The following is a 19,542-nucleotide window of genomic DNA, read 5'->3' on the forward strand; positions in this document are numbered from 1 at the left end:
CCATGTCCGAGCTGGGATGATACCTGTTCCGCGGGGATTTCGGATTGGAGAGCGTTGCCATGGGCGGAAAACTGATCACCACGCAAGGTCACCTTGCACCAGGGCGGGTGTCCGCACCGAGTGGAACTGATCGAGGGGTAGTTCCATTCGGCGCGGGGAGCGCCCTGAATCGGGAGAGCGACGGCCGGACGATCTACGATCGTCCGGCCGTCGCGTTTCTCGGTACCTACGTTCCGACTACGCGTTGTCGGGTTCTCGGGCCGGCGGCTCCCCCAACAAGTACGGGTCGCGGTCGAGGTACGCCTTCGTCTCCCGGGCGATCATCCCGGACAGGATGATCAGGCCGATGAGGTTCGGCAGCGCCATCAGGCCGTTCATCACGTCGGAGAAGTTCCACACCACCTGCAACTCGGTGGTCGCACCGATGAACACGACGACCACGAAGATGGCGCGGTACGGCACCACGCCACCGCGGCCGACCAGACGTTCGACGCAGCGCTCGCCGTAGTACGACCACCCGAGAATCGTCGAGAAGGCGAAGAAGACCACGGAAATCGCCACGATCCAGTGCCCCCATTCACCACCCAGACCGTCTGCGAACGCCGTGGAGGTCATCGCCGCGCCCTCCTCACCCGACTTCCAGGCACCGGTGGTGATGATGACCATGCCGGTGAAGGTCACCACGATGATGGTGTCGATGAACGTCTGGGTCATCGACACCAGGCCCTGCCGCACCGGATGCGTCGTCCGGGCTGCCGCGGCTGCGATCGCGGCACTACCCATGCCCGACTCGTTGGAGAAGATGCCGCGCGCGACGCCGTAGCGCATCGCAGCCATGAACACCGATCCGATGAAACCGCCGGTCGCGGCGGTGCCGGTGAATGCGTCGCTGAACACCAGGCCGAGGGCTGCGGGAATCTCGCCGACATTGACGGCGAGCACGAGAATGCCCGCACCGACGTACAAGATGATCATGGCGGGCACGAACCCGGCGGTGACCCTGCCGATCGACTTGATTCCGCCCAGAAGCACAGCGGCGGCGAGCACTGTCATCACCGCGCCACTCACCCACGTCGGTACCCCGAAGGTGCCGTCCATCTGCGTCGCGACGGTATTCGCCTGCGTCATGTTGCCGATACCGAAACTCGCGAGGACCGCGAACACTGCGAACACCAGGCTCAACACCAGCCCGAACCTGTTCGGGATCGCGCGGGCCAGATAGTACTGCGGCCCGCCGCTCATCTCGCCCTTCGCATCGGTCTTGCGGTACTTGACCCCCAGGAACGCTTCCGAATACTTGCTCGCCATTCCGACCAGGCCGGTCACCCACATCCAGAACAACGCCCCCGGGCCGCCGAGGTAGATGGCCGTCGCGACACCGGCGATGTTGCCGACGCCGACCGTCGCCGCCAGCGCGGTGGTCAACGCCTGGTACTGGGAGATGTCGCCTTCGGCAGCACCGGGGTCGTTACGGGTGATCAACCCCAGTTTCAGGGCGGGCCCCAACTTGCGGAACTGCACTCCCCGGAGCCGGATGGTCAGAAGCAGGCCCGTTCCGAGGAGAAGCGGGATCAGGAGGAACGGGCCCCACACCACCCCGGCCACCTCGACGAGGAAATCGTTGACAACGTCCATGGACTTCTCCTGCTCGTCGACCGATGGCTGAATCCGATGGAGGAGAAGTGTAGGCCCGCGGTGGGTCGGTGCAGAGGTCAGACGCGCCGAGCGACCAGTACCGCGTCATACAGTTCTTTCTTCGACACGGCAGTCCCCGCGACCTGAGCACACGCATCCTTGAGCCGTATGCCCTCCGCGACCAGTTCTTCGACGTCGTCGACGAGGTCGGCAGGGTCACTGCTGCGCGGGGCAGCGCCTTCGAGCACGACGGTGATCTCACCCCGAACTCCGTCTGCTGCCCACTCCGACAGTTCGGCGAGGGTTCCGCGTTTGACCTCTTCGTAAGTCTTCGTCAGCTCGCGACACACCGCGGCGCGACGCTCCCCGCCGAGGACCTCGACGGCATCGGCGAGGCACGCGGCCAATCGGTGCGGGGCTTCGAAGAACACGGCGGCCCGAGGCTCGGTTGCGAGTGTCGCCAGCCAGGTGCGGCGCTGACCCTGCTTACGCGGCGGGAATCCGTCGAAGCAGAAACGTTCGACGGGCAGACCCGACAATGCGAGCGCGGTGGTGACCGCGGACGGGCCCGGCAGGCACGTCACGGGTAAGCCCGCCTCGACGCATGCGGAGACCAGACGATAACCGGGATCGCTCACCGACGGCATACCCGCGTCGGTGACGAGCAGCACCGTCCGGCCGCCTTCCATGTCGGCGATCAGCGCGGGCGCCCGCGACACCTCCACCTGGTCGTAGAAGCTCACGACGCGGCCCGTGATGGTCACGCCGAGCGCAGAGGCGAGAGACCTGGTGCGGCGGGTGTCCTCCGCGGCGACGACGTCGGCGGTGGCCAGCGCGTCGCAGAGCCGCTTGGACGCGTCGCCGACATCGCCCATCGGTGTGGCGGCCAGCACGAGCCGACCCTGTCCCGGATTCGAGTGTTGTCCCGGATTGTCTGCCTGCATGCGGTTCAGCCTACGATCGGATTGTGATCGCGACGGACCTGCGCCCTTCCGAGGCCCCGCCCCGTCGCCTCTTGAGCCCCGCTCCGCAGGTGCCACCGCCGCAGCCAGGTCCTACCGATCGGGCGCGCGGCTGGATCGTCACAGCGTTCGTCACCGTTCTTGCCGCCATCACGCGTTTCACGATGCTGAACTATCCGACGGACGCCAGGACGCCGGTGTTCGACGAGAAGCACTACGTCCCGCAGGGTTGGCAGGTCCTCACCGGCGGCTGGATCGAGGACAACCCCGGATACGGGCTCGTGGTGCACCCGCCGGTGGGTAAGCAGCTCATCGCGGTGGGCGAGGCATTGTTCGGTTACAACGGATGGGGTTGGCGGATCTCGTCTGCCGTCGCCGGCGTCGTCCTGGTGCTGTTGGTGGTGCGCATCGTGCGCCGGATGACGCATTCGACGATGCTCGGCGCCGTCGCCGGGCTCCTCCTCATCGTCGACGGAGTCACGTTCGTCTCCTCACGTATGGGCATGCTCGACATATTCCAGGCGGTGTTCGTCGTCGCTGCGTTCGGATGCCTGATCGTCGACCGCGACGACATCCGGCGGCGGATGGCCCTCGTGTACGCCGAGGGCCGTCTCGGTGACTCCGTGTGGGGGCCTCGTTTCGGGGTGCGGTGGTGGCGTTTCGGAGCCGGCGTTCTGTTGGGTCTGGCTGCGGGCACCAAATGGTCGGGGCTGTACTTCATTGCGTTCTTCGGTCTGATGTCGGTGGCATTCGACCTCGCTGCGCGCCGCGCTTACGGTGTGCAGCGACCGTGGGTGGGTACCGCGCTCCGAGACATCGGTCCCGCGCTGTACGCGCTGGTGGTGATTCCCGTCGGTGTCTATCTGGCGACGTTCTGGGCGTGGTTCGCCAGCGAGACGGGCGTCTACCGACATGCGGTGGGCAATCAGATCGGTGAGGACAGCGCCTTCTCGTTCGTGCCGGACGCGCTGCGGTCGCTGTGGTACTACAGCGCGAGTGTCCTGCAGTTCCATTCGGGTCTGACCAACTCTGCGGGCAACATCCATCCGTGGGAGTCGAAGCCGTGGACGTGGCCGATGGGGTTGCGCCCGATGCTGTACTACTTCGCGGACGGATCGCAGATCGACGGCTGCGGAGCCGACGAATGTGTCAAAGCCGTGATGCTCATCGGCACTCCGGCACTGTGGTGGGTGTCGATACCCGTCCTCATGTGGGGTCTGTGGCAGATGCTGGTTCGTCGCGACTGGCGCTGGGCGGCGATCCTCACCGGTTACGGGGCGGGAATCCTGCCGTGGCTTGCGAGCCTCGATCGGCAGATGTACTACTTCTATGCGGTGCCGCTCGCGCCGTTCCTCGTCATGGGAGTCACGCTGGTTCTCGGCGAGGTGCTGGGACAGCGTCACGCGTCGACGGAGCGACGCACCACCGGTCTGCTCGTGGTCTGCCTCTACGTGGGTCTGGTGGTGGCGAACTTCGTGTGGTTGTGGCCGATCCTGACCGGGTTGCCCATCACGGTGGAACATTGGCACAACGAGCTGTGGTTGCCCAGCTGGCGTTGACGCTCCTGATCGGACGGTCTCGCGCCTACGCGGTATCGGTTCGGCTCGGTGTCTGTTCAGCTCGGTTCGTCGAACACGGTCGGTTCGTCGAACAGGGTGGACTCCGCATCGGTGTCGCCGGTGTACCGCTCCCCGTCGAAGCGCTGTGCGAATCCGGTGTCGATGGTGCCGAGGAGCACTCTCAGTGCGCCGAAGAGGTCGGCGAGGTGTCGGGGCACGAACGGGTCGCCCATCACGTCGACCGTCGCCACCAGCCGGTCTTCGACGAGAAGGAGTTTGATGTGCGGCCAGGCGCGGTTGAGTTCGAGCAGTTCCTCGGCCGCCCGGGCCCGCTCGGTGATGCCGTGCAGCAGGGGCGCCCACAGCTGGATGGTGCGGGCGCTGTCGTCGACCACGACGAACACCGCCTGCGAATCGACGATGACGACGTAGTCTCCGTCGGCGTCGATGGGGATCGGCCGACCGAACTGTAGATGCAGTGCCTCACCGACGCGGGAGCGCAGTGTGTGCGGGGCGTCGGGTTCGTCGCTGCGCAGGAAGGTGGGGTGCAGCACGCCGTAGGTCTCGCGCAATGCCGAGACGATGCGCTGCGCGATCCGGTCGGCCTGACGCGCAGGGCTGATGCTCGGCCCGGTGCTCGTCATGTCGACCTCGATGCTCCGTGCGTCGAGCGCCACGATCGTCACCAGCGTGCTGTATTCACCTGCGGTCTCGGCGGCGATTTCGATCCGCTCGCCTTTCCCGAGCGCCGCGATCCGTCCGGCGAGTCGAGTGCGGAAACGGTTCCAGCCCCGTTCCAGAATTCCGTCGAAGCGGTCTGTGCGGGCCATCCGGCTCTCCCCTCTCGCAGTGCAACAGCGGGCTGCGGTCACGCTACTGCGAGGTGCCGACAACTCCTGTCAGGCGCACCGGGCCGACACCGCGACGTCACCCGGCTGCGAGCCATTCGTGACGGGTTCGCGGCATTCCGCTCACGCCCGTGCTGGTGGGCCGCACCGCGAGAACCTGGTGGATCGTCAAACGTCCGGGTTCCTCGAACCCGAGTGCGCTCGCCGTGAGGTACAGCAACCAGGTTCGGGCACGTTCGGCGCCGACGAGGGACACCGCGCCGTCCCACGATTCCAGCAGGTTGGCGACCCATGCGCGCAGTGTCAGCGCATAGTGTTCGCGCAGCGCCTCTGAGTCACGAACTTCGAGCCCGGCACGCTCGAACGCGTCGACGGTCCGGCTCAGCGGTAGTATCTCGCCGTCGGGGAAGACGTAGCGGTCGATGAATGTCGCGGGCCGACTGCGAGGTTCGGGTCGGTACACCACCGACGCGATGGCGTGGTTGAGCAGCCGTCCACCGGGGACTAGCAGTTCGTGCAGGTGGCGCGCATACTCGGGGAGCTTTGCGGCCCCGACGTGTTCGGACATGCCGATGCTCGAGATGGCGTCGAACGGGCTCTCGTCGATGTCGCGGTAGTCCTGCAACCGGATTTCGATGCGATCCGTCATACCCGCCTCGGCGATTCGCGCTCTCGCGAAGTCGCGTTGTTCGGCGCTGAGGGTGACGCCGACGACGTCGACGCCGTAGTGCTGCGCGGCGTGCAACGCCATCGATCCCCACCCGCAGCCGACGTCGAGCAGTCGCATGCCCGGTTCGAGTCCGAGTTTGCGGCAGACCAGATCGAGCTTGTCGTGCTGTGCGTCCTCGAGACCGGGAGTGCCGGTCTCGGGCCGGCTCCAATAACCACACGAGTACACCATCGACGGGCCGAGAAACAGCCTGTAGAAGTCGTTTCCGACGTCGTAGTGGTGCGAGACGACCTGCGCGTCACGTCGCTTGCTGTGCAGGGCGCCGCGTCGGCGAGGAATCTCGACCGATGGTGGTCGCGGCGGGGGTCCTACGATGCCGAGTGCGGCGAACTTCCGGGCAAGATGCGCGAACTCACGCGGCGATGTGTCGCGCAGCGAACGGCTACCGAGTCTGCCGACGAGGTCCGGAAGCCCGAGAACCGCATAGAGATCGCCGTCGATCACGAGGTCGCCGCTGACGTAGGCGCGGCTCAGGCCGAGTTCGTTGGGTGCCCACAGAACGCGGCGCAGCGCCCGGCGGTTGCGGAATTCGACGCGGGCCGCGGCATCGGGTGGTCCCGCTTCCGATCCGTCCCAGCACCGGAGGTGCACTGGAAGTGGCACTCGCAGAAACTCTTCGAAGGTCGACAGGAGGTCGCGTGCGGCGCTCATCCCTTCACCATTGCACAGAGCGCGATCACGCACCGGCCTTCCATGCACCGGCCTTCGAGTATGTCGACGATCGCGAGTCCTGCACGCGAGAGCGTCGTGCTGATCTGCATCGACAGCGGCCCGGTCGACTCGCCGTGCCCCGGCGAATCGAATACCCACAGTTCCCCGGCGGGTCCGAGCAGGTCGGGGATGCAGGCGAGCCGCGACACATCGCGCCCGCGGAACTCCGGCATCCCGAACACACAGACGAGATCGGAGACTCCGGTGGCGTCGGATAGGGAGTCGCTGGTACGGATCACGCCCCCTGGTCCGACACGCACCGCGAACGCGTCGGCTGCGGTGTCCGCTCCGACCACGAGGACACTGCATCCCGGCTGCGGATCCGTCACCTCGATCGCGAAGGCCGCACGCCCGGAGGTCACTCGACGCGTCTGAGCAGTCGCCGTCGTCGGCCACCGGTGATGAGCGGGTCTCGTCTCAGGTCGCGGTACAGCGACACGCACAGACCGATCATCACGATGACGAACGGAGCGGCCGCGATGATCGTCATCGTCTGCAGTGCGTTGAGTGCCTCGGAGCCGCCCGTCCACAGCAGCAGCGCTGCGACACCACCGGTCAGGCCACCCCAGAACACCACGATGCCGCGACTCGGTGTGAGCGTTCCCCGCTGCGTGAGACTGCCCATCACCATCGATGCAGCGTCGGCGCCGGAGACGAAGAAGATCGCCACGAGCACCATCACGACGACGGTGGAAATGCCCACGAGCGGCAGATGATCGAGCATCCCGAACAGCTGTGCTTCGACACTTCCGGCGTCGGCGATGTCGTATCCTTCCTCCTGCTGATCGATCCCGGCGCCACCGAAGACGGCGAACCACAACAGGCTCACGACACTCGGCACGATCATCACGCCGATCACGAATTCACGAATGGTACGACCACGGCTGATCCGCGCCAGGAACATCCCGACGAACGGCGCCCAAGAGATCCACCAGGCCCAGTAGAAGATCGTCCAACTGGACAACCATTCGCCCGCCTCCGGTCCGGACGCCGCAGTACGAGCCGACATCTCGGCGAGGTCGGCGGCGTAGGCGCCCAGCGTGGTGGGGATGAGGTTGAGGATGAAGATCGTCGGTCCGAGCACGAATACGAACAGGGCGAGCACTCCGGCGAGCACCATGTTGATGTTCGACAGCCATTGGATGCCCTTCGCGACGCCGGAGACGGCGGACGCGACGAACGCGAGGGTGAGGACCGCGACGATCGCCACGAGAAGCCCCACGCCGGCGGTCTCGAGCCACCCGGTGACCTCGAATCCCGACCCGATCTGAAGTGCGCCCAGGCCGAGCGACGCAGCCGTTCCGAACAGCGTCGCGTACAGGGCGAGGATGTCGATGAGCTTGCCGAGGGGTCCTTCGGTACGGCGTCCGAGAAGCGGGATGAACGCGGCGCTCACGAGTTGCTTCCGGCCTTTGCGGAAGGTGCCGTATGCAATCGCCAGACCCACTACCGCGTAGATCGCCCACGGGTGGAGGCTCCAGTGGAACATCGTGGTCGCCATCGCCACGCCCGTTCCACCATCTGTGCCGGGCGGCGGTGTCACATAGTGCGACACCGGCTCGGACACGCCGAAGAACATCAGTCCGATGCCCATCCCGGCGCTGAACATCATCGCGATCCAGCTGACGGTGCGGAACTCCGGCACCTCGTCGTCCTTGCCGAGCGGGATCTTCCCGTATCTGCTCACCGCGATCCACAACACGAAGATGACGAACGCGGTGGCGCTGATGACGAACAGCCAGCCCATCTCGATGACGATCCAGTCGAGAACGGATCCGGTCACGGAGTTGAAGCTGTCCGGAGCCGCGAGGCCCCACACGACTATGGCGACAACCAGGGCCGCGGAGATTCCGAACACCACGCGATCGGTGCGGATGCGCGGTGGGTCGGTCGGCGGAGTATCCGGTGGTCCGACGGCCACAGCGGCTACAGCGTCGTGAGTCCGGTCGTCTGGCACAGTCATATGTCCCAACTTTCCTTCATTGACTCGAAATTGTGCCGCTTTTGCAGAACTTGATCGGCACACTGTGCGGTATTTCCTGCGCCGTCCGGGCCACTGTTCCCGGTGCGTGGCCACGGTAGTGGATGACGCCGCTGACGCGGGTGCGGTGACGTGGCCGGCTCGGGGGCCGGCGCGGGTTCCAGGAATGCCGACGATGGATCCATCGTTGCGGCGAAATCATTTGAAGTGCAATTTGTTCCATATGCTGCCGGTGCCGCGTGGGCCGGCCGGGACCGAAAGCCCCTGATCAGGTGGGGGCATCCAGCGTGGACCTACAAATGTCGAGACTTGTCGCGGGAACGCCTCGTAGTGGTTGTTCCGTGCCATGGTTCTCGATCATCTCATCTCCGCGACCGATATTGCCGAAGCACCGGGGGCGGGGCGGTGAGCACCGTTGTGTTATCGCGCGAAGGTCGTCTCTCAGGCGCGTAGCGCGGCCTCGACGAACTCGATGATCTCCTCGTCGGACATCCCCAGCACACGCGCAGATGCGACGTAGTCGATCGTCGCCTGCTGTGCGAGCGTGCGCGTCGGGTCGCCCGAATCCGCAATGAACGTCCCGGCCCGACCCCGCGTTTCGAGGACTCCGAGTTGCTCGAGCTCCCGATACGTCTTCGCCACCGTATTCGGCGCGATCCCGAGGGTCTCGGCCATGCCGCGCACGGTGGGCAGCTTCGTACCGGCGATCAACTCCCCTTCCCGGACAAGTTCCACGATTCGCCGACGGAGTTGCTCGAACGGGGGGACAGGCGAGTCCGAATCGATCACGATATCGAGCATTACTGCAGGTTAGCAGCGTCCCCCGAAGGTTTCGACCGGAAGCGAAACCGGCGGTCCCACACAAGGTGGGACCGCCGGCTCTGTCGAGTGACCGCGAAGATCAGACGCGGACCTTGTCGCTGTGGCGACCGTCGGTGTCGTCGTCGACGGTGTTGTAGCTGCCCTTCTCGAGCAGGTCGCGGATCTGGATGAGCAGATCCGTCTCGCTCAACGGCTCGTCCTCCGGTTCCTTGTCCGGAGCAAAGCGCGCCTTCGCGGCGTTGACGGGCACGATCAGCACGAAGTACACGACCGCGGCGATGATGATGAAGTTGATCAGCGCCGAGACGACAGCGCCGAGGTTGATGAAGGTGGCCGCGTTGTCGGGGAGGATCTGGAATCCCCATCCCATCTCGTTCTCGCCACCGACCACTGCGACGAGCGGATTGATGATGTTGTCGGTGAACGCCGTGACGATCGCAGTGAAGGCCGCACCCACCACGACTGCAACTGCAAGTTCGATGACGTTTCCGCGCAGCAGGAAATCCTTGAAGCCTTTGAGCATTTCGCCCGTGCCTTTCACGGTTGAGCCACATGGTGCAGATACATTGACCCGGAAATTTTAGAGGGGCCGGCAGTCACGCTCAACAGAGACATTTCCGGCAGTCCTTCCGGCAGGGCACAATCGAGACATGGCACACACCGCAACGATTTACCACAATCCTCGCTGCAGCACGTCCCGCAACACCCTCGCGCTCCTGCGCGAAGAGGGTCTCGAACCGACGATCGTGAAGTATCTCGACACCCCACCGTCGCGCGACGGTCTGCGCAAACTCCTCGACGACGCGGGACTGCGGCCCAGCGAAGCGATCCGCAAGAAGGAATCGCTCTACAAGGAGCTGAACCTCGCCGAGGCATCCGAGGAGGACCTGCTCGTCGCGATGACCGAGAACCCCATCCTCATCGAACGTCCCCTCGTCGTCACCGACAAGGGGACAGTGCTCGCGCGCCCCGTCGACAAGGTCCGCGACATTCTCTGACGGGCCCTACAGCGCCGCCCGCGCCAGCGGGCACGACATGCATCGCGGACCGCCGCGGCCGGAGCCCAGCTCCGACCCGGCGATCCGCAGCACCTCGATTCCGGAATCCTCGAGCCGCGTGTTGGTTTCCACGTTGCGCTCGTACGCCACGACCACTCCCGGCGCGACCGCGAGGGTGTTGTTTCCGTCGTCCCACTGTTCACGTTCCGCGACAACGGAATCGAGCCCGGTATCGATCACGCGGAGCTTCTCGATTCCCATCGCGTCGGCTGCCGCCTCGAGAAATGGTTGCGGCCCCGATATCCGCGCGCTGCCGTCCTCGCGCCGAATCGTGAACGCCTCCAACGTGTCGCGGATGGCGGGGTACATCACGACGGCGTCGACGTCGACCATGGTGCAGACCGTGTCGAGATGCATCGACGCGCGCCGCTGCTCGATCGGCACCGCGAGCACCGTGTGCGCGAGTCCGTCTTCGAATACACTGCGCGCCAATGCTTCTGCACCTGCCGGGCTCGTCCGCTCCCCCACACCCACCGCGATCACACCGGGCGCGAGAAGCAACACGTCTCCACCTTCGACGGGAGCTGTGTGCGATTCGTACGCGCGTCGTACACCGAGGAACTTCGGATGGAACGCATAGATGAGGTCGGTGAGATTGGTTTCCCGTCGCCGCGCGGGGAGCGCAAGCGTCGAGATCGCCACGCGCGAGCCCACCCAGAACGACGAGTCCCGGGTGAAGAGCAGGTTGGGGAGCGGGTCGATCACGAAATCGGGGCCGTGATGCATCAGTCGTACGAGCGACGGCGGTGCACCCATCCCCGCTGCGGGCAGTTCGTCGAAAGTCATCCCGGCGATCAGGATTCGTGCGAGCTCGGGCGCAGCGGTGGTGCGCAGATGGGCTGCGAGTTCCTGCGCCAGCGAATGCCCGAGCCGACGCGGATCGACGGCCGACGAAATACTCTGCACCCGTGCCGCTCCGCTGACCTCGAGGGTTTCGGTGAGCAGGTCCGAGAGAAGGAACACCGCCACACCGCGACTCCGCAGCAAGTCGGCGAACGCGTCGTGTTCTTCCTGCGCACGCGACACCCACGGCAACGCGTCGAACAACAACTGATCGTTGTTCCGGGGTGTGAGCCGCTCGAGTTCCGCGCCGGGTCGATGCAACATCACGGAGGTGAGCGCACCCACCTCGGAATCGACACCCCACTGCTGGTTCATGCGACAACGGTAACTCGCTACGGGAGGATGGCGGGAGCACACGCGCAGCCCACCCTCGAGGAGTTCCCCATGTCCGACAGTCCGGCCGACAACGATCCGCTCGGCGAACTCGCCCCGTTCGCGGGTCGCTGGGTGGGAGGCGGCGAAGGCCACTACCCCACCATCGACGACTTCACGTACGACGAGACGATCGAATTCGCCTCGATCCCCGGAAAACCGTTCCTCATGTACGTGAGCCGGACCCGTCACCGCATCGAGGCCCGGCCACTCCACACCGAGAACGGGTACCTCCGGAACAGCGGTCACGACATCGAACTACTCGTGTCGCAGCCGACGGGGTTCGTCGAGATCCAACGCGGCCGACTCAGCCACGGCGTGCTCGACCTGGTCGCCGTCGTACTGGAACGCTCCCCCGACGCGAAGCCGGTGCACGAACTGAAGCGCCGATTCGTTCTCGACGGCGATACTCTCACCTACGACATGTGGATGGCGCACGCCGACACCCCGCTCACCCATCATCTGCACGCGCAACTCCAGCGCGACACATAATTCGGTTTCGCGCGGTCGAGGCTCGCACACCTTTTGTCAGGTTCGCAACGCCGATGGTCGACCACCAGCGTTGCGAACCTTACGTTTGCGGTGCTCAGCTCCGGCTACTTCGCGGAGCCCGAGCGTAGAACCTTACGAAAGTAGTCGTTGGCTCCCTGCATGACGAGGTTGTAGGGTGGCGCGAACTTTCGGGCCCACCAGAAACCGAACCGGGTGTCGAACGACGTGTACACCATGAACCGGTCCTTCTTGATACCCGCGAGGATGCGGTCGGCCACCTTGTCCGGTGAGGCCGCGTGCTTCACGAAACGACCGGTGAGCTTGCGGACCGCGGGCGCATCTCGGTCGACACCGACGATCTGCACCGTGTCGACCAGCGGAGTTGCCACCGCACCCGGCACCACCAGCGAGACGCCGATCTTGTCGCGTTTGAGGTCGAATCGGAGCACCTCCGAGACACCTCGCAACCCGAACTTGCTGGCACTGTATGCCGAGTGCCAGGGCAGGGCGAGCAATCCCGCGGCCGACGACACGTTGACGATGTGCCCGCCGCGTCGCGCCGCGATCATCGGCGGCACGAAGTTCTCGATGACGTGGATGGGCCCCATGAGGTTGACGTCGACCATGAGCTTCCAGTGCTTGTGTTCCAGTCGGTCGACGGTGCCCCACACCGACACCCCGGCCACGTTGGCGACGACATCGATGGACTCGCATCGCTCGTGGACCTCGTTCGCGAACGCGGTGACGGCGTCGTAGTCGGAGATGTCGAACGCCGCGGAATGCAGCACCGTCCCACCGCTGTTGCGGACAGCCGTCACGACATCGTCGAGGCCGTCCGGGTGGAGGTCTGTGAGGATGAGTTCGGCGCCTTCCTCGGCCGCAGCGAAAGCGAGAGCCCGGCCGATTCCACTGGCCGCGCCCGTGACGAGAAACCTCGCGCCGCGCAGATCCTTGATCGCCATGGCGACACCCTAACCGCCACGACGCCCCGGAGCGCGAAACCTGCACTCAGAGTCGCTGCGACATCTCCTTCTGGTAATCGAGAATGGTCCGTTCCAGCATTGCGGCGTCGTCCTCGCGGCCCTCGTTGCGAGCAAGATCCGCGCGTTCGCGCAATACCCGAATCGCGCGCCGCAATTCGTCGTCACTCATCCTGTGGTCCATGTCACACAGTGTGCCGGGTTCTCCGGATCGGCGCCATCGTCTCGGGAGACGGTTGCACGGTCGAGATTGTGCTCACAGACAGCTGGGCGTCAGCGTAGGACGCCTTCGTGGAGAGCCCTCAACACCGCGTTGGTGCGGTCGCGGGCACCGAACTTCAGCAGAATCGACGAGACGTGGTTCTTCACCGTGCCCTCGGCGAGGAACAGCGCTTCGGAAATTCGGCGGTTGCTGAAGCCCTCGGCCATCAGGCGGAGCACCTCGAGTTCCCGGTCGGTGAGGTCCTGTGCCCGAGTGGTCTCCGCCCCTGACGGTGACGGTCCGGACCGGATCGCCCTGAGGAGTCGGTCGGTGATCGAGGGCGCGATAAGTGTGCCACCGTCCGCCAGAGTGCGCACCGCATGCGTCAACTGCTCCAGAGTGACGTCCTTGAGGAGGTATCCGCGCGCGCCTGCACGAAGCGCAGCGAGAACGAGTGCATCGTCGTCGAACGTGGTGAGCACGAGTACGGGTACCGCGATGTCCCGCTCACGCAACCGGTCGAGTGTCCAGATACCGTCGTATCCGGGCATTCTCAGGTCCAGGAGCACCACGTCGGGATCCGTCGAGGAAATGACGTCGAGGGCCACTCTGCCGTCGTCGGCTTCACCGATCACCTCGATCTCGGCGACCTCCAGAAGACTCCGGATTCCCTGGCGCACGAGGGTCTGATCGTCGACCACCACGACACTGGTCATGAGGCCGGTACCCACGCAGTGACCCGGAACCCGCAGGTTCCATCGAACGAGGCGCTTCCACCGAGGGCCTCGAAACGTTCCACGAGACCCCGCAGACCGTTACCGACGGTCAGCTTCCGCGCGCCGGCACCGTCGTCCACCGCGGACAGGACGGCACCGCCGCGCTCCGACGACACCTCGATCCGCAGTGTGCGAGCACCGGCGTGACGAAGGGCGTTGGTGACGATCTCCTGCACGGCACGCACGAATGCGGCAGCCTGTTCTTCACCGACGTCCACGTCGGGAGCGACATCGATCTGAACCTCGAGGCCCGGCAGATCACGCACCACCCGGGTCAACGCGGCGGCCAGGTCCAAGGGTTCGACCCGCAGCTCACCCACCGTCGAACGTACGTCGGCGAGCAACTCCCGCGCGACACCGTTCGCCCGCTCGACGTGCTCACGTGCCTGCTCGCCATCGCGGTGTCGCGCTGTTTCGAGTTCGAGAGCCAGAACGGTGAGTTGATGACCGATGAGGTCGTGCAGATCGCGAGAGATCCGCAGCCGTTCCGCGGTGCGGGCCGACTCCGACAACAGGACGCTCGCCGCTTGTAGTTCGACATGGGCCTCGGTCAACTCCCTCCGCATCCGCTGTTCCCTCAGGAGCGAGACCGAACTGAACAGCGTCGCCAGCTGGATGAGGAGATAGAAGCCGCTGGTGAGGGTGGTCGCACCCGTATCACCGCTCTGCTGCGCCGTAGCCCACGCAATGACGACGGTATTGAGTACCACCACGCCCAGACCGACACGTAGAGGCACGATGTAGACGCTCACCGCTGCGACGACGACCAGCAGAACCGGCAGCAGACCCATGCCCGGCGCTGTCGAGACCACTGTCCAGGCCGTCACGACTGCCACCGCCCACGCCGCCCTGCCGACCGCGGAAGGCCGTTCTCTCGCAGCGGCGAGGAACAGCGCGACGAGCAGGACACCGAACAGCACGATCCACAGGGCGCGCGGGATTTCCGTCTGCGCGGCTCCGAACAGCACCGGCCCGCCCACCACGATCGAGACGACGAGCATCGCTACGCCCGACAGGCCCTCCGGTGTCCAACGTTGCACGTCACCACTTTAAGCTCCGGTAGCCCCCCTCCGGGGGTGCCGAAAGTCATGGCACACATTCCTGACATCCGGCACACGCGACGACCCACCCGCGACTCGTAGCGTCGGCATCATGGACAGGATCACCGAGAGCCCACCTGCGATCCACGCCGATCATCTCCACAAGCGGTACGGCGGCCGGGTCGCTGTCGACGACGTGAGTTTCACCCTCGAGCTCGGCGAAACGCTCGGCATCGTGGGGGCGAACGGAGCAGGGAAGACCACCACCGTCGAGATGGTGGCGGGGCTTCGGAACCCGGACGGGGGGCACGTGCGCGTACTCGGCCTCGACCCGCACCGTGACCGGGCACAGCTCCGGCAGATCCTCGGCGTGCAGTTGCAGCAGTCCACACTGCACGGGTCGCTGACCGTCACCGAACTCGTCGGCCTGTATCGCACCTTCTATCCGCAACCCGTTCCTGCCGGGGAACTTCTCGAGATGGTCGGCCTCACCGAACAACGAGATATCCGATTCGAGAAGCTCTCCGGCGGGCAGCAGCAGCGGTTGTCTATCGCGCTCGCACTCGTCGGGCGGCCACGTGTGGTCATCCTCGACGAACTGACCACCGGCCTCGATCCTCGTGCGCGGCGACAGATGTGGAAGACGATCGAACGACTACGCGCCGGCGACGTCGCAGTTCTGCTGGTCAGTCACGCGATGGAAGAGGTGGAGCACCTCTGCGACCGCGTGGCGTTGCTCGACGCGGGAAACATCGTCGCACTGGACACCCCGGCCGGTCTCGTCGCGCAGGCAGCGGCGGAGAACCTCGACGACGCGTTCGTCGTACTCACCGGAAAAGAGTTGGAGGACACCGCATGAGCACCGCCGTCGACACCCACCGTCCAGGAGCCGCCGCCTGGCTCACGCTGACCGTGTGTGAAGCGAAGATGGTCGCACGCGACACCGCCGGGCTCGTCGTTCCGATCGGACTTCCGCTGTTGATCCTCATCATGAGCGCGTCGTCGGCGAGCAGCGAAATCGTGGCGAACGGGCGCTCGGTGCTGGACGTGTTCGTTCTTCCGCTGGTGTTCACGATCATCATCGCCACGATCGGTGTCATCAACATGCCGAGTTTCCTCGCGTACTACCGGCGCACCGGAATACTGCGACGACTGTCGGTGACGCCCGCGTCACCCGCTATGGTCCTGGTCGCCCAGGTCGTGGTCAGCGTGCTGCAGACCCTGGTCGGGCTCACCGCAGCTCTCGTCGTGGCCACTGTCTTCTTCGACGCCCGCCTGCCCGTGCATCTCGGCACTGCTGTCGGTGTGTTCGTGCTGTCGATGGCGGCGATGTACGCCGTCGGAATGATCGTCGCGGCGATTTCACCGACCCCGAACTCCGCGGTGGCGATCGGACTCGTCGCATTCTTCGCACTGGGTGCGACCGGAGGCTTGTTCGGTAGCCGCGATGCGCTTCCCGACCCGGTCGCGACGATCGGAGAATGGTTGCCGTTCGGTGCCTCGGTCGAGGCGATGTCCGCGGCCTGGGCGGGGAACCCCGCCGACCCGGCTCACTTCGTCGCGCTCGGTGTGACGATCGTGGTCGGTGTCGTGGTCGCGGCTGCGCTCTTCCGGTGGGAGTGATCGCGTGACGATCATCGGTTCGATCGCACTCGCGGTGTTCGTCGTGGTCTTCCTCGTCGACGGATGGACCCGCCCCGGCTACCACCCGGTGCGTCAGCCCGTCAGTGCACTCGCGCTGGGCCACCGGGGCTGGATTCAGGCCACCAACTTCATCGTGTGCGGTGCAGTAGTGACTGCCGGAGCGATCGGCGTCGCCCACACATTCGGCAGTGTGTTGCTCGGCGTGGCGATCGGAGTGTTCGGTGTGTCGCTCCTGGTCTCGGGGCTCTTCCCGATGGATGCCATGCGCGCATATCCGCCTGGCACACCGGACGAGACCCCGACGGAGTACTCGCGGCGGCACACTATCCACGACCAGGCGGGCGCGGTCGTGTTCACTTCGCTTCCAGGGGCGGCGATCATTGCAGTCTTCACCGTGCCCGGTGCAGGATGGACGTGGTTTTCCTGCCTGACCGCTGCCGCGCTGACCGTCGGTTTCATCGTGTTCGGGCAGGCGTGGGAGAACGATTCCCGCTACGCCGGCCTCATCCAGCGGGCAGTGATCGTCGTCGGCTGGGCGTGGCTCGCACTGCTGTTCCTCCATGCCGGAACGTGACGCGCCGCAGCATGGTCGAACCGAGCTGTTAACCTGGCGTTCGAAACTCGACACGGGGTGCCGGACACGGCTGAGAACACACCCGTCGAACCTGATCTCGATCATGCGAGCGAAGGGATGCCGAGCCGGCGACAGGCCAGAGGTCCGACGCCGTCTGCGTATCCCTTCGGTCCGAAGGGAAGGCGTCACAACAATGTCCACAACAGCACTGAAGAACCGGATCGTCTTGGTCACGGGCGCCGGCCGCGGGCTCGGCCGCAGCATCGCACAGGCTTTCGCAGACGAAGGTGCGTCCGTCGTCGTGAACTACCGGCGCAGCAACGACGCGGCACGGGCTCTCGCCGAGAGCATCGGTACCGAACGCGCGATTGCCGTGCAGGCCGACGTCACCGACCGCACGCAAGTAGAGGCCGTGTTCGACCGGGCGCGCGAATATTTCGGCCGTCCGGTGACCACTGTGGTGAACAACGCCCTGCCCGACTTCTCCTTCAACGGTGACGCCCGCGACAAGGCGGATCGAATCGGATACGGCGCCTTTGCCGCCCAACTCGAAGGCATCGTCGGTGGTGCGGTGAACACCATCCAGGCCGCACTGCCGGGAATGCGAGAAGCCGGCGGAGGCAGCATCGTCAATATCGGGACCAACCTGTTCCAGAACCCGGTCGTGCCGTACCACGACTACACCGCAGCCAAAGCAGCCTTGTTGTCGACGACCCGTACTTTCGCTGCAGATCTGGGCCCCGAAGGCATCCGAGTGAACATGGTGTCGGGTGGGCTCCTGCGCACCACCGATGCATCGTCCGCGACACCTCCGGAGGTCTTCGACCTGATCGCCGCGTCGACCCCGCTGCGCAAGGTCACGACCCCGGAGGATTTCGCCGCGGCCGTGTTGTTCTTCGCGTCCGACTGGTCGCGTGCAGTCACCGGGCAGAACCTTGTCGTCGACGGCGGTCTGGTGATGAACTGATGGCGGTACGCACCTTGCATATCAACGCATTTCTGTACGGCGCAGGTCACCATTCCTCTGCGTGGCGGCACCCGGATTCCGCTGCGGAGCGCATCGGCGACATCGCCTATTTCGAGGAACTCACGCGCACCGCCGAGCGGGGACGCCTCGACGCGGTGTTCTTCGCCGACGGCCACAGTGTGAACCCCGCGTACACGGCGGGCACGACGTGGTTTCTCGAACCGATCACCGCACTGTCGGCGATGGCGCGAGCCACCGAGAAGATCGGGCTGGTCACCACGGTGTCCGCAAGCTTCTACACACCGTTCCACGCGGCCCGTATGCTCGCGTCACTCGATCACATCAGTGGTGGACGCGCCGGTGCCAACATCGTGACGTCGATGTTCGACGCCGAAGCCCGCAACCACGGATCGGATTCGTTACCGGCTCACACCGAACGCTACGGCAGGGCAGAGGAGTTCATCGACGCGATTGTCGCACTGTGGGATTCATGGGACGAGCACGCCGTGATCGCGGACCGCTCGGCCGGACGTTTCCTGGATGCCGACGCGATCCACCGGATCGAGCACCGCGGCAAGCACTTCCGTGTGGACGGTCCGCTCACGGTGCCGCGCTGCCCGCAGGGACGCCCGGTGTTGTTCCAGGCCGGCGCCTCGGACACCGGACGTGACCTTGCGGCCCGCCACGCCGAGGCCGTGTATTCGGTTGCCTGGGATCTTCCGGCGGCGCTCGAATTCGCCACCGACCTACGTGCCCGCGCCACCGCCGCGGGACGTGATGCCACGTCGCTCGCGATCCTCCCCGGACTCGTCACCTACGTCGGCCGCACCGTCGATGAAGCGCAGGCGAAGAAGTCGGAATTGGACGCGTACCTCGATATCGAGGGCGCACTCGCCCAACTCGGGTCCTTCACCGGCCAGGACTACACCGGCCACGACCTCGACGCTCCGGTCTCGGACCTGCCGCCCATCTCGGAGTTCACCGGCCCGCAGGGACGGTACGCAACAGTGCAACGAATCATCGAGACGCAACGACCCACTCTGCGAGAACTGCTCGGATTTCTCGCTGCCGGCGGCGGTCACGCCACCATGATCGGCACACCCGAGTCGGTCGCCGACCGAATCGAGGAGTGGTTCGTCGCCGGTGCCTGTGACGGTTTCAACCTGATGTGCCCTGCCTACCCGGATTCCCTCGACGACTTCGTCGACCTCGTGGTGCCGGAGTTGCAGCGCCGCGGCCTGTTCCGCAGCGAGTACCCGGGCACTACCTTGCGTGACTCGCTGGGGCTGGCGGTGCCGGCTCTGCCGCACAGGCACAGGGCGATTGTCGGATAGCGAGCAAATTAC

Annotated in this window: 21 protein-coding genes and 1 riboswitch; of the genes, 8 read left to right on the top strand and 13 right to left on the bottom strand. The window is 65.4% G+C overall.

All coding sequences use genetic code 11. The features are described from left to right. Positions 1–237: 237 nt before the first annotated feature. Together ACZ46K_RS26295 and rsmI are read right to left on the bottom strand one after the other, a co-directional pair. The gene (locus ACZ46K_RS26295) at positions 238–1,635 is read right to left on the bottom strand and encodes an alanine/glycine:cation symporter family protein (RefSeq protein ID WP_464745627.1); all 1,398 of its coding nucleotides are present in this window, start codon (positions 1,633–1,635) and stop codon (positions 238–240) included. Between the two features lie 77 nt (positions 1,636–1,712). Continuing rightward, positions 1,713–2,579 (bottom strand): 16S rRNA (cytidine(1402)-2'-O)-methyltransferase, encoded by an 867-nt coding sequence (gene rsmI, locus ACZ46K_RS26300; protein WP_464745629.1) that lies wholly within the window; start codon positions 2,577–2,579, stop codon positions 1,713–1,715. A 23-nt stretch (positions 2,580–2,602) separates the two neighbouring features. On the opposite strand from rsmI, the gene ACZ46K_RS26305 reads away from it, so the two are divergent. Continuing rightward, positions 2,603–4,156 carry a dolichyl-phosphate-mannose--protein mannosyltransferase gene (locus ACZ46K_RS26305; protein WP_464745631.1) on the top strand — a complete coding sequence of 518 codons (1,554 nt, stop codon included), beginning with the start codon at positions 2,603–2,605 and terminating at the stop codon, positions 4,154–4,156. Positions 4,157–4,212: 56 nt separating this feature from the next. On the opposite strand, the gene ACZ46K_RS26310 is transcribed toward ACZ46K_RS26305, so the two are convergent. From ACZ46K_RS26310 to mscL, 6 genes are all read right to left on the bottom strand, one after another. Beyond that, the gene (locus ACZ46K_RS26310; protein ID WP_464745633.1) at positions 4,213–4,986 is read right to left on the bottom strand and encodes a T3SS (YopN, CesT) and YbjN peptide-binding chaperone 1; all 774 of its coding nucleotides are present in this window, start codon (positions 4,984–4,986) and stop codon (positions 4,213–4,215) included. 97 nt (positions 4,987–5,083) lie between these two features. Next, a complete protein-coding gene (locus ACZ46K_RS26315) occupies positions 5,084–6,385 on the bottom strand; it encodes a class I SAM-dependent methyltransferase (RefSeq protein WP_464745635.1) in 1,302 nt (433 codons plus the stop codon). After that, entirely contained in the window at positions 6,382–6,807 is a 426-nt protein-coding gene (locus tag ACZ46K_RS26320) for a hypothetical protein (RefSeq protein ID WP_054807065.1), read from the bottom strand. The genes ACZ46K_RS26315 and ACZ46K_RS26320 overlap by 4 nt, the downstream gene beginning before the upstream one ends. Continuing rightward, positions 6,804–8,408 (bottom strand): BCCT family transporter, encoded by a 1,605-nt coding sequence (locus ACZ46K_RS26325; RefSeq protein WP_464745637.1) that lies wholly within the window; start codon positions 8,406–8,408, stop codon positions 6,804–6,806. The genes ACZ46K_RS26320 and ACZ46K_RS26325 overlap by 4 nt, the downstream gene beginning before the upstream one ends. A gap of 459 nt (positions 8,409–8,867) precedes the next feature. After that, entirely contained in the window at positions 8,868–9,227 is a 360-nt protein-coding gene (locus ACZ46K_RS26330) for a GntR family transcriptional regulator (RefSeq protein WP_054807066.1), read from the bottom strand. A 100-nt stretch (positions 9,228–9,327) separates the two neighbouring features. Then, the gene (gene mscL, locus ACZ46K_RS26335; RefSeq protein ID WP_054807067.1) at positions 9,328–9,771 is read right to left on the bottom strand and encodes a large conductance mechanosensitive channel protein MscL; all 444 of its coding nucleotides are present in this window, start codon (positions 9,769–9,771) and stop codon (positions 9,328–9,330) included. 127 nt (positions 9,772–9,898) lie between these two features. Here mscL and arsC point away from each other — a divergent pair, with 127 nt between their 5' ends. Next, complete coding sequence (gene arsC, locus ACZ46K_RS26340) at positions 9,899–10,246, top strand: arsenate reductase (glutaredoxin) (RefSeq protein ID WP_054807068.1); 348 nt, start codon at positions 9,899–9,901, stop codon at positions 10,244–10,246. Positions 10,247–10,252: 6 nt separating this feature from the next. On the opposite strand, the gene arcA is transcribed toward arsC, so the two are convergent. Beyond that, complete coding sequence (gene arcA, locus ACZ46K_RS26345; RefSeq protein ID WP_054810025.1) at positions 10,253–11,464, bottom strand: arginine deiminase; 1,212 nt, start codon at positions 11,462–11,464, stop codon at positions 10,253–10,255. Between the two features lie 69 nt (positions 11,465–11,533). Between arcA and ACZ46K_RS26350 the strand changes: the two genes are divergently transcribed. Next, complete coding sequence (locus ACZ46K_RS26350; protein WP_464745639.1) at positions 11,534–12,013, top strand: heme-binding beta-barrel domain-containing protein; 480 nt, start codon at positions 11,534–11,536, stop codon at positions 12,011–12,013. A gap of 104 nt (positions 12,014–12,117) precedes the next feature. Here ACZ46K_RS26350 and ACZ46K_RS26355 read toward each other — a convergent pair whose 3' ends face one another. From ACZ46K_RS26355 to ACZ46K_RS26370, 4 genes are all read right to left on the bottom strand, one after another. Further along, the gene (locus ACZ46K_RS26355) at positions 12,118–12,975 is read right to left on the bottom strand and encodes an SDR family oxidoreductase (protein ID WP_054806823.1); all 858 of its coding nucleotides are present in this window, start codon (positions 12,973–12,975) and stop codon (positions 12,118–12,120) included. Positions 12,976–13,021: 46 nt separating this feature from the next. After that, positions 13,022–13,165, bottom strand: a complete 144-nt coding sequence (locus ACZ46K_RS26360; protein ID WP_464745642.1) for a hypothetical protein — start codon at positions 13,163–13,165, stop codon at positions 13,022–13,024. A gap of 101 nt (positions 13,166–13,266) precedes the next feature. Beyond that, the gene (locus ACZ46K_RS26365; RefSeq protein WP_464745644.1) at positions 13,267–13,911 is read right to left on the bottom strand and encodes a response regulator; all 645 of its coding nucleotides are present in this window, start codon (positions 13,909–13,911) and stop codon (positions 13,267–13,269) included. Then, positions 13,908–15,011: a sensor histidine kinase gene (locus ACZ46K_RS26370; protein ID WP_464745646.1), complete on the bottom strand. Its 1,104-nt coding sequence runs from the start codon at positions 15,009–15,011 to the stop codon at positions 13,908–13,910. The genes ACZ46K_RS26365 and ACZ46K_RS26370 overlap by 4 nt, the downstream gene beginning before the upstream one ends. 112 nt (positions 15,012–15,123) lie before the next feature. Here ACZ46K_RS26370 and ACZ46K_RS26375 point away from each other — a divergent pair, with 112 nt between their 5' ends. The 5 genes from ACZ46K_RS26375 to ACZ46K_RS26395 all read left to right on the top strand — a co-directional run bounded on the left by ACZ46K_RS26375 (position 15,124) and on the right by ACZ46K_RS26395 (position 19,530). After that, positions 15,124–15,870: an ABC transporter ATP-binding protein gene (locus ACZ46K_RS26375; protein ID WP_054810024.1), complete on the top strand. Its 747-nt coding sequence runs from the start codon at positions 15,124–15,126 to the stop codon at positions 15,868–15,870. Then, complete coding sequence (locus ACZ46K_RS26380; RefSeq protein WP_054806821.1) at positions 15,867–16,634, top strand: ABC transporter permease; 768 nt, start codon at positions 15,867–15,869, stop codon at positions 16,632–16,634. The genes ACZ46K_RS26375 and ACZ46K_RS26380 overlap by 4 nt, the downstream gene beginning before the upstream one ends. A gap of 4 nt (positions 16,635–16,638) precedes the next feature. Continuing rightward, positions 16,639–17,229 (top strand): DUF998 domain-containing protein, encoded by a 591-nt coding sequence (locus tag ACZ46K_RS26385; RefSeq protein WP_054806825.1) that lies wholly within the window; start codon positions 16,639–16,641, stop codon positions 17,227–17,229. Between the two features lie 43 nt (positions 17,230–17,272). Next, a riboswitch (TPP riboswitch) is annotated at positions 17,273–17,364 on the top strand. 58 nt (positions 17,365–17,422) lie between these two features. Then, on the top strand, positions 17,423–18,196 hold the full coding sequence (locus tag ACZ46K_RS26390) for a 3-oxoacyl-ACP reductase (RefSeq protein ID WP_054806820.1): 774 nt from the start codon (positions 17,423–17,425) through the stop codon (positions 18,194–18,196). Continuing rightward, entirely contained in the window at positions 18,196–19,530 is a 1,335-nt protein-coding gene (locus ACZ46K_RS26395; RefSeq protein WP_464745649.1) for an LLM class flavin-dependent oxidoreductase, read from the top strand. Before ACZ46K_RS26390 ends, ACZ46K_RS26395 begins: the two co-directional genes overlap by 1 nt. The last annotated feature ends 12 nt before the right edge of the window (positions 19,531–19,542 follow it).

This window comes from Rhodococcus sp. JCM 9793 (assembly GCF_055380405.1).